Origin of the sequence: Desulfobacter hydrogenophilus, assembly GCF_004319545.1 — a bacterium.
Lineage (GTDB): Bacteria > Desulfobacterota > Desulfobacteria > Desulfobacterales > Desulfobacteraceae > Desulfobacter > Desulfobacter hydrogenophilus.
The window spans coordinates 3,171,463-3,187,184 of record NZ_CP036313.1; the positions used below are offsets into that span (position 1 = coordinate 3,171,463).

The 15,722-nt window shown below is 46.6% G+C and carries 8 protein-coding genes; 6 read left to right on the forward strand and 2 right to left on the reverse strand.

Annotation, left to right across the window (positions count from 1 at the left end):
• The first annotated feature begins 305 nt into the window (after nt 1-305).
• The 6 genes from EYB58_RS14100 (at nt 306) to EYB58_RS14125 (ending at nt 12,306) form a co-directional block, all read left to right on the forward strand.
• Nucleotides 306-4,094 (forward strand): translocation/assembly module TamB domain-containing protein, encoded by a 3,789-nt coding sequence (locus EYB58_RS14100; RefSeq protein WP_111953367.1) that lies wholly within the window; start codon nt 306-308, stop codon nt 4,092-4,094.
• A 2-nt stretch (nt 4,095-4,096) separates the two neighbouring features.
• On the forward strand, nt 4,097-6,877 hold the full coding sequence (gene bamA, locus EYB58_RS14105) for an outer membrane protein assembly factor BamA (RefSeq protein WP_111953365.1): 2,781 nt from the start codon (nt 4,097-4,099) through the stop codon (nt 6,875-6,877).
• Between the two features lie 217 nt (nt 6,878-7,094).
• Nucleotides 7,095-7,490 (forward strand): universal stress protein, encoded by a 396-nt coding sequence (locus EYB58_RS14110; RefSeq protein WP_111953363.1) that lies wholly within the window; start codon nt 7,095-7,097, stop codon nt 7,488-7,490.
• 51 nt (nt 7,491-7,541) lie between these two features.
• A complete protein-coding gene (locus EYB58_RS14115) occupies nt 7,542-8,477 on the forward strand; it encodes a glutamate--tRNA ligase family protein (RefSeq protein WP_111953361.1) in 936 nt (311 codons plus the stop codon).
• A 160-nt stretch (nt 8,478-8,637) separates the two neighbouring features.
• Complete coding sequence (locus EYB58_RS14120; protein WP_111953359.1) at nt 8,638-9,066, forward strand: PilZ domain-containing protein; 429 nt, start codon at nt 8,638-8,640, stop codon at nt 9,064-9,066.
• A 726-nt stretch (nt 9,067-9,792) separates the two neighbouring features.
• On the forward strand, nt 9,793-12,306 hold the full coding sequence (locus EYB58_RS14125; RefSeq protein WP_111953357.1) for a heavy metal translocating P-type ATPase: 2,514 nt from the start codon (nt 9,793-9,795) through the stop codon (nt 12,304-12,306).
• On the opposite strand, the gene topA is transcribed toward EYB58_RS14125, so the two are convergent.
• Together topA and dprA are read right to left on the reverse strand one after the other, a co-directional pair.
• On the reverse strand, nt 12,303-14,600 hold the full coding sequence (topA, locus tag EYB58_RS14130) for a type I DNA topoisomerase (protein ID WP_111953355.1): 2,298 nt from the start codon (nt 14,598-14,600) through the stop codon (nt 12,303-12,305). The two genes, EYB58_RS14125 and topA, sit on opposite strands and share 4 nt — an antisense overlap.
• Before the next feature lie 2 nt (nt 14,601-14,602).
• Nucleotides 14,603-15,721 (reverse strand): DNA-processing protein DprA, encoded by a 1,119-nt coding sequence (gene dprA / locus EYB58_RS14135; protein ID WP_111953353.1) that lies wholly within the window; start codon nt 15,719-15,721, stop codon nt 14,603-14,605.
• Nucleotide 15,722: the final 1 nt, after the last annotated feature.

The following is a 15,722-nucleotide window of genomic DNA, read 5'->3' on the forward strand; positions in this document are numbered from 1 at the left end:
TCACATGATCGACAAACAGGCTGGATTATGAAATAGCATTGTAGTGTTGCAGGGTCGACAAACGGGCAGCGTTGCCCACCATAGTCCCTAACAGTGGCCACAAAAAGCGTGCCCACCCTACCGAACTTTATTTTTCAGATTGCGATATGAATTGATTTTTACCGGTAGTTAAGGTCAAGAAAAATAAACTTTAAGTTGCTTTGAAGATTTTTCCATATTTAGAATTGATAGTCTGTCTTGACATGGCTGGGCTCATGGCCTAAAAATTAAAAACCTTTAGATAAACCCTAACCCGTACAGGCAATATGACAGCCCCTACAGATTTTCAAATCGCTTCCAAGACTACCCACAGTCCCGGCAAATTTTACCAAAGACGCTGGTTTCGGGTTGTTCTTTTTACATGTTTACTGGGCGTTTGCCTTGTGGCAGGGCTGGTTGTGGCCGGTCTTTTTTTTATTGAGACCAAGTCTGCCCAGGACTTTATCCAAAATCAGGTCAACAAGGCGATTCCCGGCACCTTGTCATGGGAACAGTTTCGTTTGGATCTTAGGGCGGGCAGGGTTCAAATTTCCGGCGTTCATCTTAAGGGCGTTTCCGGCAAAGAATTGGCCGGTATCTCTTTGGTGTCGGCCAAGGTTGACTGGTCTGCACTGACCCGGCAGAAAATTGAATTGACCCAAGTCCTGATTGACAAGCCTGTCCTTGACATCAGCATGTCGGAGCAGGGGGATATTGACATTTTATCGGCCCTGGTTTCGGATACCGGGTCGCCGGCGGATGCCGAATCTTTAGAGCCTGATAAATCCCCGGGCATTGATTTTTGGGTCCGTGAATTCAAGGTGCATCAGGCTCGGATAAAAGTTACGGCTCCGCAATTTAATACGGATCTGCCCGGATTGTCGGTTGAGGTGAACGGGTTTAAATTGGCCGACCTTTCTGCGTCGGCTAAATTGGCCTTGACCGGCGGTCATCTGGGATTAGGGGACATGGATTTTATCCTTGAATCCTTTGATGTCCAGGCGCGCATTGATAAGGATAAAATTTCAGATATTGGTATCAATCTTAGGATGCCGGGCATTGGATTCAATGCCAAAGGGTCTGTTGCAGGACTTTTGGGGACGCTGGCGCCGGACATCACTGCTACCATTGATGTGCAAACACCTTTGGCCACAACGGCCTTGGGCCTGCCCGAGGATCTGGTCCAGGGAAACGGCCGGATCAATTTAACCATTAAAGGCGATATCGATAATCCCGTTGCCGGGATTCAGTTTGAGTTTGGTCAGGGTAGTATAAACAACACTGCCATATCAGGCATAAATATTTATGCCGGGCTTGAGGACCGGCATTTGAGTCTTAAAGAGTGCCGGATAGATCTGCCGGCCGGGACCATACCTTTCGGCGGCAATGTGGATCTGTCAAAAACCTTTCCTGATGGGTTTACCAGTTCCATGGCCGGCCTGGAAACCCTGGCCTATACCTTTTTTCTTAATCCAGGCGATCTGGCCCTGGATGCCCTTGAATTGGGAGAAAATACGCCGGAGGGGAAAGTTGCCGCCCAGGTTCGGGTTCGGGGTCAGGGGGTGATACCCGGCCAGATGTCTGCCCATGCAGACCTGGATATTACGGCCCATGACCTGATCTTGCCCCGGATGTCGGAACCGGCAAAGGTGCAGTTCAAGGCTGGTGCCGAACTGAAAAAAGAGCATTTGACGCTGACCGGCATGACCCTGGACGGACCCGGCATGACCGGTACAGGCGCTTTTCGGCTGGATATGCCGGGGTTTGATCCCCAGGCCATGACAATGGCCGGAAATTTGGACCTGGATGTGGCGGACATATCTATTCCTTTAAGCCTCGTGGGCCAAAAGGCTTCGGGCAGTGCCGGTGTGCATGTGGCTGTTCAGGGTGCTTTACCGGCACCGGATCTGACCCTGGATATCACCGCCGGCAATCTATCTTCTAACAGGTTCCAGGCCGATGAATTGCTTTGCAAGGCCCGGATGGACAAGGGGTTGCTTCAGGTTCAGGAGCTAACGCTTAGACGCAATCAGGGGGTGCTTCATGCCGGAGGAACCCTGGCGCTGGGTGGGAAAAAGGGGCAGGTGCATGCCCTGGACTTAACTGTGGATTTTCATCAGCTTGAGTTGGCTGAACTGGCCCCGGACCTGGGTGCCAGGGGGGCTTTTTCAGGTAAAATAACCGGGTCCGGGTCTCTGGATAAGCCGAATATTCAGGTTTCATTTTCAGGACAGAATCCGGGCTTTGAAGCATATGCCCTGGACAACATCCAGGCACAGCTTAGGTTTGTCAACAATATTCTGACCTTTGAGCAGGCTCGCATCCAGAAGAATAACGCGAACCTGGATATTACCGGGCAGGTCAATATGGCGGATAAGACCCTTGATCTCCGGGCCGTGATTCCGGAAACCGACCTTAAGGGGTTTGACCCGGCTGCGGATGCTGCCTTTGCCTCGGGGCGGCTGGGCCTGGACATTTCCGCCAGGGGCAGTCTGCTTGCCCCGGATATTTCAGGGCGCATTAAGGCTGTGGATCTGGGTCTTCCCAATGCCCCGGACATGGTGGCTGATGCCAGTGCCGCCATAGAGGTGCACGGGCCTTTGGATAACCCTGAAGCGATGCAGGTATCTGTTAATATCTCCCGGCTGGCACTGGCCCGGCAGGACCAGATGTTGATTCGCATTGAAAATGCCGTCGTTTTGCTCAAAGATGGCCGGTTCACGCTTGATTCGGTGCCGGTTCGGATTATGGACAAGGGACAGCTTGCCCTGTCGGCCAGCGGCGATATTAAAGGCGATTTGGCTGCACAGGCCTCCGGCAGCTTGCCTGTGTCCATACTGGCTCCCCTGACAGACGGGATTAATTTCGCAGACGGGGATATTCTGGTTTCGCTGCGTGCCACGGGCAAATCCGCCTCTCCTGATCTCAACGGCAGTGTCGAATTTTCAAACATGACCCTGGAACTCCAGGCTTTGGAAACGCCTTTGCAGAAAATTTCCGGCCGCATTGTACTGACCCCTGATGCGCTTGATATCCAGGATGTCACAGCCAATCTTGGCGATGGTAAAATTACGCTGACCGGAAATGCCGAATTGAAAAACGGTATGCCGGATAAGTTTAAACTAAACCTTGATGCCGAACAGGTTCCCGTGGATGTACCTGACACCCTGGAGATGACGTTGAACAGTCAACTGACCTGGGCCGGCACCATGCATAAATCGGCGATCACCGGTAGGATAGATATCTTTGAAGGCACCTATTATAAGGATGTGGATTTAAGCCTGGTGAGTATAGCCGCCCAGACAACCAAAAAATCCCGTCCCAAAGTACGGGAACCCGGGCCTGATTTTCTAAAAACCATTGGGCTCAATATTTATGTCACCCGCAGGGAAGCCATTGCCGTGGACAACAACCTGGCATCCATGACCATCAGTCCTAATATCAGTGTCAGAGGCACCGCCTATGCGCCGTCCCTGGATGGCCGGGCCGTGGTGGATGAGGGCACTATTACTTTTCAGAAGGCCGAATTTGAAATTACCGAAGGATCCATTGATTTTATCAACCCGTATAAAATCGAACCCGAGATTAAACTGATCGGTGAAACCACGATCTCATCCTATACCATTACCCTGTCCGTGACCGGCACGCCCGATGACCTGTCGCTTAAATTCTCTTCAGATCTTGATGCTACGGATGCGGATATTCTTTCCCTGATTGCATTTGGCAAAACCACGGATGAAATGAGTGGAGACAGTGGCGGTGGTTCAATGTCGGCAGCGGCCATTGCCAAGATGATGTTAGATTCTTTAAGTGAAAAAATTAAGGATACCACCGGGTTAAGCGAAGTCAGCTTCAGTATGGATCACCAGGGTGATGAAACCAGTGTACATGTCGGTTTAGGCGCAGATCTTTCCCGCCGGCTCAGTGTCTCCTACGGTATAGATATCAGTGACGGAGAGACCGTGCAGAAGGTTACTACTTATTATAAACTTTTGGAGCGCCTGCTGTTAAGCAGTTTTCAGGACACCAGCGGTAAGTTGGGCGGTGAACTTAAATATAGGCTGGAATTTAGATAAAGATGCGATTTATAAATTTCCGTCCATTCATTATTTCTGTTGTTTTTGCGGCCTGTGTGCTTTTGGGTGTGGCTGTACCTGTGTCTGCGGCAGATGCCGTCAAGGTGACGGATATCAATATCTTGGTTAACTGTCCTCCTGAAAAACAGGCGTTTTGGCACTCCATTGCTTCAAGCTTTATCCCCGTAAATGTCGGGGATGATTATTCCATCGAGGTTATGGCTTCGGCTATAAAGGCATTAACACAGGCCCAGCTTTTTGAATTTATCAATGTACCGGATCCTGAAAAGACAGAGCACGGTATGGTCCTCGCCTTTGAATTGACCCCGTTTTCCAGGATAAAGGATATTCATATTAAAAACGCATTTCCCGTGTTTGAACAGGAAGTGCTGAATGCAATGACCATCAAGACCGGGGAGGTTTATCAGGCACAGAAAATGGCCGACGAGGTCCAGCGGGTGGAAACACTTTTTAAGCGCCATGGGTTTTATGCGCCAAAGGTGAATTTATCTGCCGTGAAGCAGGGTGATTGCTACGTTATTGATGTAGATATTGACAAGGGTCCTTTTCACAATATTCGCAAGGTTGAGTTTAAAGGCAATGATGATATCGGCCAGGTCCGTCTTCAATTGATGACCGGGGTCTGGCGTAAATCCCTTTTGCCGTGGCATGGCAACCGGTTTACAGACAAACAGATGACGGATGATATCAAGAAAGTCATTCAACTCTATCGGAAAAATGGGTATGCCGATGTTCAGGTGACGGCAAAAACGTTACCGGTTAAAGGCAGTGATGCCCTGGATGTTATTTTCACAATTGATGAAGGCCCGCTGTATAAAATTGATATTCAGGGCAATGAGGCCTTTTACAACTGGTCTTTGAAAAAAGAGTTTTTGCTTAAAGAGAGCGGGAATAAAAATGATTTTGCCCTGAAAAAAAGCATACGCAATATCAGGACGCGGTATGAAGCCAAAGGCTTTAGAGATGCAAAAGTTAAAGACGAGAAAGATGATTCTCAACGCCTGGGTGTACGGCAGGTCAATATCGTTATCGACGAAGGCTTAAAGCACAGGGTGTCTGAACTTAAAATCAGTGGTGCAGACACCTTGCCTTTCAAGGAGCTTCAAAAAAATATTTTGACTCGAAAAAAGGGCGTTTTCAGCCAAACAGAACTGAGAGATGATCTCAAAGCGGTTAAGGCATTGTATTTTAGCAAAGGGTTTACAAAAACCAAGGTGAATAAAAAAGTTAAGATCAGTGATACACCAGATAAGAACGAAAAGCAGGTTGCCGTTGAGATCATCATAAAGGAAGGTCCCAGAACAAAGGTAGAACAGGTGGAAATCCAGGGGCTTTCCGTCATTGCTTTGGATGAGGTCCGTGATGCCATGGTCATGAAAGCGGGGCGTTGGTATGACAGAGCCCTGATCGAGGCTGATATTTCAGCTCTGCAGCAGAAGGTATCAGAAAAAGGCTACCCCCATGCCCAGGTAACAGCGGATTCCGAATTTTCCAAGGACAGAACCCGGATCCGGATCACCTATCATGTGGACCAGGGCCCCAAGGTGGTGGTGGGCAAGATTTTTTATGCCGGGGCCCTGCGAATGAAACAGGAAGAGCTTGAAGATGAGATGGCAGTCGCTCCGGGAGATCCGTTTTCCATGCTCAAGATTGTGGACTCTCGCAGGAACATCCAGGACCTTAATGCCGTGGATACTGTCAGAATCAGAGTTGCAGGTCTTAAAAACCGGCAGAGCGAGGCTGACCTGATTGTGGAGATATCCGAGAAAAAACCCTATTATGTGGAATTGGCCGTCGGATATGATACCTCCCGGCATTTGTACATGGAAACCGGCATTGGAGATAAGAATTTTCTGGGTCATAACCTGAATGCTCAAGCCGGTCTTGAGTTGAGCCAGGTGGGTTACGGTATGGAAGTTTTTTTAACTGAACCCAGGTTTCTTTCTACCCGTTTCACCTCCACAAGCAAGGTCTATACAAAAGAAAACGAGGCATTCAATAAAGACTACGGCATCCGAACCTATGGCCTGTCCCAAACGTTTCTGCGCAATTTTAGCAATAAGAAGATCAACCTTTTCTTAGGCGGGGGCTATGAATACCGGGATCAGTATTTAAGGGTGGATCGCGAGCTTGATGATGATGAAAAGGACGATTATGGTTTTCGCAATATCGGCCAAATTAATACAGGTATTAGCTGGCGTACCACGGATTCCCTTGTCCACCCCCGAAAAGGGTTGTTTGCATCGACAACCTTTGATGTGTTCAAAGGCATTGATTCCAGTCTTAATGACTTTTACAAATACGGCCTGGAGCTGCGGTATTATTTGCCGGTCACCGATGATCTGGTTATTGCCATGCGTGGCCGCTACGGATACATGGACACTTACGGGGGCAATACCAATATTTCCGATGGCCAGCTCTATTATCTGGGTGGTGCGTCAACCGTAAGAGGGTTTGATGAAAATATGCTGCAGTATGATGATGATGACAACGCCGTGGGAGGCCGGTCCATGATGCTCGGCTCTGTGGAAGCCCGATACGGTCTGAGTTTAAATTATGAGTTTGCCCTGTTTTTTGACACCGGCGCCTTAACCGAAACCCAGGACTCGGTCATCTCGGAATCATTCAGAAGTAGTGTTGGCATTGGTCTGCGCCGTCAGACACCGGTGGGGCCCATCAGTGTGCTGTACGGCTGGAAATTGGATCCCCAAGCCGGTGAAAGCAAAGGGTGTTTTTATTTTTCCATGGGGTATACTTTTTAATCTTAGGTCATTAGATTCCCTAAAGTCAATTGGAGGTAGCTGGGGAAGGACAGTTTTTCTTGTTTTGTTTTCGAAAATATTTTATAAAATCCGGTTTTAAGGTTATGGAGCGGTATGGCAAGAGGCATAAATGGTTTTTATCCTTGCGGCCGGGGGCAAAATCATCTTAGGATAGACCATTTAGACATTTAAAAATGCACAAATTAAGGAATGGTAGATGAAACTTATCGTGGGCTACAAACGTGGCACAAACCAGGCGGAAAATCTTCTTGAACTTGCATTGAAACGGGCGCAATTTTTTAATGCAACAGTATTGATCGTTACCGTAATGCCCGAGGGTATGGAAAAGGATCAGGCGCTGATCAATGAGACTGAAGCCGGTATGGAAAAGGCCAAAACCCATTTTGACAGGAAAAAGATTCCCTGTGAAACCCATTTATTGATTCGCGGCATTGATTCCGGGGATGATCTGATTAATTTTGCCAAGGAAACCCAGGCAGACGAAATCATTATCGGTGTGAAAAACAGAACCAAGGTGGGAAAACTGCTGCTGGGTTCCACAGCCCAGGCCGTGGTTCTCAATGCTCCTTGCCCGGTGGTTACCATGAAATAGGCTTTGGTCTTTTATAAACCTGTAAAAATTTAGAAGACAAGGTAAAAGCCATTGCAGGGAACATCCCTCTTTTTTGAAAACAGTTCACCTCTGTGCCTTTCCAATTTGCCGATCAATCCGGTTTCACGCCTTGCGCCCACCCCCAGCGGTTTTTTGCACCTGGGAAATGCCGTAAATTTTCTGGTGACCTGGGCTATTATTAGAAGCCGAAAAGGACGCCTTCATCTGCGCATTGATGATATGGACGGTATGCGTTTCAGGCCAGATGTGCTAGACGATATTTTTACCAGCCTTGATTGGCTGGGACTGGACTGGGATACCGGGCCGGTCGGGCCGGATGATTTTTATCAAAATTTTTCTTTGCACAAAAAAAAAGAGTATTACCGGGACAGATTGCAGGCCCTATATAAAACAGGCGAAACAGGGCAGAATACCTTTGTGTGTCGGTGCAGCCGGGCATCCATAAAAAAAATATCTTCCAATGGACTGTATCCAGGCACATGCCGGAATGCTGGTCTTGTATTTGAACCCGGTCTTCATGCTGTCCGGTTAAGGGTGAAAAATGATACCTGCATCCAGGTAAACAATCAGTCCATTGATCTTGCCAAGACATTTGGTGATTTTGTCCTCTGGCGTAAGGATGATCAACCCAGTTATCATCTGGCAAGCCTCTTGGAAGATGAAGACGGCGGTATCAATCTTATAGTCCGGGGTGGGGACCTTCTCTTGTCCACTGCCGCCCAGATTTATCTTGCGCAATGTTTTGGTTTTTCTTCATTTCCGGCATGTCGGTTTATTCATCACGGACTTGTTTTGGGCGATAATGGTGAAAAGTTGTCAAAATCAAGGGGGGCGCATGCCCTCAAAGACTTGAGGCAGGCAGGGGGCTCTTTTGCCGGCGCCGTAAAAACAGCTGCCCGGATTTTAGGGCTTAAACACAATACGATTTTTACCGCACAGGATCTGAAACAAGCATTGAATTCATGATCTGATGCCTTTTGAAATCATCGTAAAAACAGTTTTGTGTCGTGAATCATGGCCGTTATATTGCTTGAATCCCGGATAAAAATCGCTTATATATCTTCATATACTACGTTAAATAATTTGTGATTAAACGTTGAACCTTTGGAAAACAAGGAGTTAAAAGGTGACGGTTACATTTTCAAAAGACGATGCGCTCCTGAATGAGATAATGTCGGAAGTCCGTTTCCTGACCGAGGATCTTCAAAAGGATATTCTTGCGTATATTCGCAATATTAAGGAACCCAGATCCTATACCCGGGTGAATAAACCCATTGAAATGGATGTGCTGATCGGTGATAAAGTAATACAGTCTAATGCCGGAAATCTGAGTGCGACAGGGGTTTTGGTCAAATCCAGGATGAATCCGGAGATCGGGGTGCCGGCAAAGGTCGTTTTCTCCCTGCCCGGTCAGGCCCGGCCTTTTAAGCTTACCGGCATTGTGGTTAGAACAGACTCGGGTGGGATCGGAATATATTTTTCCGAGATGACACCCTATGCGCGGGAACACCTGGATAATCTGCTCAAAGGGGAACGGGGTTCAGATCTTGAATGACTCTTCCGAGTTCCTTAGAGCCTATTTGAGCATTTATCAAACAAACGAGGTTCTTATCGATAATATTCCCAGTAGAGGATAACATTGTCCCATGCGATGGGGCTTATGTGTTTAACCGATTGAATATCAATCTAATTTCCTGCCAGATCGCAATTTAAAATGACCTGATTTATCTCTTTCGTTTGCCAATAGACAATACAGCCCCAAATAAAGGTCAGACAGCTACAAGAATCAGGCCTATTGGGCCTTTAATGCAACGAAGTAGATGGGCCAAAAGGCAAGTTATTTCGTTCAAGTTATTTAATCTGCGGTCCTTAGGAACGGGGCTTAAATAACTTGCCCATTTGCTATATCCGGGAGCGCGGGCGTCTCGCCTGCAGTATGGATGCAGGCGAGACGCCCGCGTTCCCAGATTAAGTTATTTCGGATTCATTCCTTAATCAATTCAGCCCTCTGATTCAATGAGACACCATTCATAGATATGATACTGGATGACTTGATTGATATATAAGCTATAATTGAAGATCACCATAGAAAGCTAATGAGAACCTACAAAGAATACATGGGAAATTGCCGACCTTGATATATACCCTACCACGATGTAGTATATAGCATGGCATACGAATTATAAAGGAGACACATGAACCTCAAATGAAAACGATATTTGAGAAAAAAATGAAGAATTAATGCAGCGGTTAAGCAAGCGAATATAAAAAGGGGGTCATTATGACTATTAATACCCAAATATTTGATATCAAAGGAATGACCTGCGCAGCATGTGTAAAAAGAGTAGAAGATGCCATTGCCGATGTGAAGGGGATAAAATCGGCAACAGTTAATTTAGCAACTGAAAGAGTCCGTATAACTTTTTCAAATAATGAACTGGATCTTTCTGATCTTTTCCACGTGGTTGAAACAGCAGGTTACAAACTTGTGGAAGCCGGTAAAAAAGAGTCTCAAGATAATAAAAACATAGAACTTAAACAGCAATTTTTCAGCCTTGCTGTTTCCATAGGTTTTGCGATTCCATTGGTTCTTATTGCTATGCTTGAGATGATTGGAATTGCTCTTCCGGACTTCATCAGTCCGATGCACAGTCCGAAAACTTTTGCTGTGAGTCAACTATTGCTTACAATTCCCATAATTTTCTGCGGTCTCCATTTTTATGTTAAGGGGTTTCCTGCGCTTTTCAGGGGACATCCCAATATGGATTCTCTGATCGCCATAGGTACAACCTCAGCTATCGTTTACAGTGCTTTTAATACTGTCTTGATACTGACAGGCAGGACCGATCTTGTGATGAACCTGTATTATGAAACTGCCGGGGTGATCATCGCATTAATCAAGGTTGGAAAATATATGGAGGCTGTCAGCAAAGGTAAAACATCAGGCGCAATAAAAAAACTGATGGGATTGCAGCCTAAAACAGCTATCCTTGTGAAAGGGGGTAAGGAATCCATTGTCCCGATTGAGCAAGTTGTTTCAGGTGATGTGCTCCTGGCAAAGCCTGGAGAAAAAATAGCTGTGGACGGCACTGTCCTTGAGGGACGCACATCGGTCGATGAATCCATGTTGACAGGGGAAAGTATCCCGGTTGACAAAACAGCTGGAGATACAGTTACAGGTGCCAGCATGAATCAGACCGGAACTATTCGTTATCGCGCAGATCGAGTCGGCAAAGAAACAGCGCTTGCCCAAATCATTCAGCTAGTTGAGGAGGCCCAGGGTAGTAAGGCACCTATTGCAAGAATGGCTGATACCATTGCCGGCTATTTTGTTCCGATTGTTATGGGTATCGCCCTGATTTCCAGTGGTGCCTGGTTTATCGGTGGTGCAGAAATAACCTTTGCATTGAAAATTTTTATTGCAGTACTCGTGATTGCCTGCCCCTGCGCTCTGGGACTTGCGACGCCGACGGCAATTATGGTCGGTACAGGACGGGGGGCTTCTCTGGGTATTTTGATCAAGGGTGGTCAACCTTTGGAAATCGCCAGCCGGGTTAAAACCATTGTGTTTGATAAAACCGGCACCATCACAGAGGGTAAACCAAAGGTGACCGATGTTATCGCATTTAACGGTTTTGGAAAAAATGAAGTTTTACAGTTTTCAGCATCAGCAGAAAAAGGATCTGAACATTCGTTAGGTACCGCCATTGTAAAAGAATATGAAAAGCTGGATATGCCCTTTCATCAGCTGAACGATTTTACCGCAGTGGCAGGAAGGGGTATTCGGGCAAAAGTAAATGATAGAAACCTGATGCTTGGTAATATTGAATTCATGACTGAAAACAATATTTCTGTAAACGATATCCCGCAAGTCGACATCTTATCTATGGACGGTAAAACAGTTATGTATTTGGCATTTGATGAAAAATTAGCCGGTATCATTGCGGTTGCAGATATCGTAAAATCCGATTCAGCGGATGCCATTGCAAAACTTCATAAGATGGGCATTAAAACTGTAATGCTGACTGGCGACAATAAACTAACGGCTGCTGCCATAGCAAAACAGGTGAAAATAGATGAAGTCGTATCCCAGGTTATGCCTGGCGAAAAAGCGGAGCAAGTTAAACAACTTCAAGCTGATGGCTCGTTTGTGGCTATGGTTGGAGATGGTATAAACGACGCCCCTGCATTGGCTCAATCAGATATTGGATTCGCAATTGGATCCGGAACCGATGTGGCTATGGAATCCGCAGGTATTGTTTTAATGCGCAATAGCCTGAGTGGTGTTGTGACAGCAATAGAACTGAGTCGGGCTACCTTACGAAATATAAAACAGAATTTGTTTTGGGCATTTGCCTACAATACTGCGGGGATTCCCTTGGCAGCAGGCGTTTTCTATTTATTTGGAGGACCGGTGTTGAACCCGATGTTTGCTGCCGCAGCCATGGCAATGAGTTCTGTATCAGTTGTAACCAATGCGTTGAGATTAAGATATTTTAAATCTGATGAAGGAATACAGTATCCTGATCAAAATATAAAATCTGAAAAAAAGGGGACGGAAATGAAAACAAAAATCAACATTGATGGTATGAGCTGTATGCATTGTGTAAAAAACGTAACAGAAAAACTTAATGGTGTTGAGGGCATTTTTTCAACAACGGTTAATCTTGAAGAAAAGCATGCGATTGTGGACTCAAATTCTCCCTTGGACGAGGCGCTTGTCACCCAGGTGATAACTGATGCGGGTTACAAAGTCATGGGAATTGAAGCACAACCGTCTGATTCTAATTCTTAAACAGGCTCTTCTTTTTCCGGAATAGGCAAAACACTTTTTTTAAACCCGCATGAACGGTCCGGGCATTTGTGTATTTTACCATCCCGCTTTGTCTCTTTTTCCAGTAGATAGGGGCTGCCGCAATCCGGACAGCTCTCGTTGACCGGTTTGTCCCAGGTGGCAAAGGTACAATCCGGATATTTGGAACACCCGTAGAATATTTTTCCCCGTTTTGAGTGCTTTTCCACGATTGTGCCGTCACATCCTTTTTCCGGGCAGGGTACGCCTGTATCTTTACTTGAGTTTTCCTGGGCAACCGATTCCGTGTGTTTGCATTCGGGATATCCGGTACAGGCGATGAACAATCCAAATCGACCATCTTTTTGTACCATGGGTTTGCCGCATTTAGGACAGTCCTTTACCGGTTCGCTATCCTGGATTTTTTCAACAATTTCAATATTGCCTTTTTCATCCCTTGTGTAGTTACTGGTAAAGCTGCACTCGGGATATCCCGTACAGGCCAGAAAATGTCCGTTTCTGCCGATTTTGATATTAACGGGTTTTCCGCATAAAGGACATTTAATATCGGTTTCAATGCCTACGCCTTTGACGGAAACCATATCGTCCTTGGCGTTATCCAGGGTGGTTTTAAAATCGGAATAAAATGCTTTTAACAGGTCAACTTCGTTGAGTTTTCCCTGTTCCACATCATCAAGATTGGTCTCCATCTGGGCCGTGAATGAAATGTCTAAAAGGTCGGGAAATGCACGGACTAGAAGATCATTGACAATAAAGCCAAGCTCGCTGGGGGTGAAATACCGTTTGATCAGATCCACATATCCTTTATCCTGGATCACGGCTATGATGGATGCATAGGTGGATGGCCTGCCGATGCCGTTTTTTTCAAGCTCTTTGACAAGGGATGCTTCGGAAAATCTGGGTGGGGGCTTGGTAAAATGCTGGTCTGGATTGATTTTACGAGTTGCCAGCTGTTCCTTGGGTTCCACCGGCGGCAGGGACTGTATATCTTTTTCACTGCTTTTTTCCTGGGTTGCATACAACCGCATGAATCCGTCAAAACGGGTCGTAGATCCGGAAACGGAAAACAGGTATTTTTCTGTTGCCTCAATTAGGATGGATTTCTGGTCGATCAGGGCCTGATTCATCTGGGAGGCCACAAATCGTTTCCATATCAGATCATAGAGTTTGAACTGGTCGGGTGACAGAAAGGATTTAAGGTTTTCAGGAGTATTGTAAACCGATGTGGGACGGATGGCTTCATGGGCATCCTGGGCCTTGTTTTTGTTTTTAAAAAATCTGGGCGCATCCAGAGCATATTCGTCTCCATAGGATTTGCGGATCAGGCCTAAAGCCTCCTCGGCCGCTTCCGGAGCAATACGGGTGGAATCGGTACGCATGTAAGTGATCAGACCGTCTGGTCCACCGCTGCCAATCTCAATGCCTTCATATAGCTGCTGGGCAACAACCATGGTTTTTTTTGCGGAAAAGCGAAGCCGGTTAATGGCATCCTGCTGGAGTTTACTGGTGATAAAAGGCGGTAACGGATTGCGCTTGATGGTTTTGTTTTTGATTTCCCGAACGATGAAATTGGCCTTTTCAAGGTCTGCCACAATGGCATGGGCCTGTTCCGCATTGGTGACCTTGGTTTTTTTGCCGGATATTTTTATCAATGCCGCATTGAAAATCGGCGGATTTGCCGCCTCAAGATCCGCGGTAATCGTCCAGTATTCTTCCGGCTTAAACACCCGGATTTCCCGCTCCCTGTCACAGATGATTTTAACGGCCACGGACTGAACTCGACCGGCACTGAGTCCTCTTTGGACCTTTTGCCATAAAAGCGGTGATATCTGGTAGCCCACTAGCCGGTCCAGTTTTCTTCTGGCCTGTTGGGCGTCATACTTGTCCACATCCGGTTGTGTTGGATGGGAAAGGGCATCGGCAATACCTTTTTTTGTTAATTCATGGATAAGAACCCGGTGGAATTTGCGATCCTTTTTTTTCAGAATATCCATGATATGAAAGGCAATGGCTTCCCCTTCACGATCCGGGTCAGGGGCAAGGAATATTTCATCCGTGTCACCGGCAGTTTTTTTCAGATTGGAAATGACCTTGGATTTATCTTTTATATTGACATATTTGGCCTTAAAATTGTCGTCCACATCAATCCCCAGGTTTTTTACCGGAAGGTCGCGGATGTGGCCGGCACTGGCCGCCACATTATAGTCCTTTCCGATATATTTTTTCAGGGTTTTGATTTTGGTTGGCGATTCGACAATGATAAGCGGCTTTGCCAATTTTATTCCTCCAAGATTGAAAATTTATTGCCTGGATGACGAACAATCAGCCCTGATAATTCCAAGTCAAGTAGGGCTGCAGAAACCTGGGCACTCGTCAGACCGCTTGATGCGGTGATATGATCAATATGTTCGGGGTAAAGATCGAGGTGTTTATATACCATGGTCTGGATTTTGTCCATGGTTGGTTTATTTTTTGTCGGTTCAAATGAGGGTGTTTCATATGCGGCATGAACAAACTGGGACAGTTCATCAATGATGTCCATCTCATTTTCTATGAGGTGCGCACCCTGTTTGATCAGATGGTGAGTCCCCCGGCTTTTGGAGGATTTGATGCTGCCCGGAACGGCAAATACCTCGCGGTTGTATTCACCGGCTAAGCGTGCAGTAATCAGAGACCCGCTTTTCTGGGCGGCTTCCACCACAACCGTACCGCAGGACAAACCAGCAATGATCCTGTTGCGCCGGGGAAAATTGCCGGGCAACGGAGCCGTGTCCGGAAAAAATTCGGAGATGACGGCCCCCTGTTTTCTGATCCGGCAGTACAAGGGTCGGTTGTGTCTAGGATAGATATGATCAAGGCCTGATCCAAGAACTGCCAATGTCTGCCCGGTTTTATTTTCAAGTGCGCCTTTGTGGGCAGCAGTATCAATTCCCAGGGCCATACCGGACACAATGGTAAAACCAAATGCCGTAAGGCGTTGTGCAAGGTAATAGGCAGTATCTATGCCGTACCGGGTTGCATTTCGTGATCCCACAATGGAGATACAGGGCGCATTAATATCGAATGTACCGTCATAAAATAAAAGGGCGGGGGGATCGGGAATTTCTTTTAGCAGGGCAGGGTATTCAGGTTCGGTTAACACCACAACCCGGTATCCGGATTCCTGGGCCTGGATAAGGCGTTTTTCGGCACTCGATTCAAATCCTTTGTGTCCAAGAAGACTTTTTATGGATCTGGAAGATATATCCGGTACAGATAACAGTTGTGTCTTAGATGCCGTTAAAATGGCTTCGGGTGTTTTAAAATGTTGAATCAGATTTTTGATTACACGGGGGCTTAGACCCGGCAGTTCCGTTAAAAGAAACCAGGGTAAATATGTGTCCGGACAGGGTACCATT

Coding starts and splice junctions, on each gene's coding strand:
- dprA (WP_111953353.1), bottom strand. CDS start 15,721: ATGGTACCCTGTCCGGACACATATTTACCCTGGTTTCTTTTAACGGAA.
- bamA (WP_111953365.1), top strand. CDS start 4,097: ATGCGATTTATAAATTTCCGTCCATTCATTATTTCTGTTGTTTTTGCG.
- EYB58_RS14100 (WP_111953367.1), top strand. CDS start 306: ATGACAGCCCCTACAGATTTTCAAATCGCTTCCAAGACTACCCACAGT.
- EYB58_RS14110 (WP_111953363.1), top strand. CDS start 7,095: ATGAAACTTATCGTGGGCTACAAACGTGGCACAAACCAGGCGGAAAAT.
- EYB58_RS14125 (WP_111953357.1), top strand. CDS start 9,793: ATGACTATTAATACCCAAATATTTGATATCAAAGGAATGACCTGCGCA.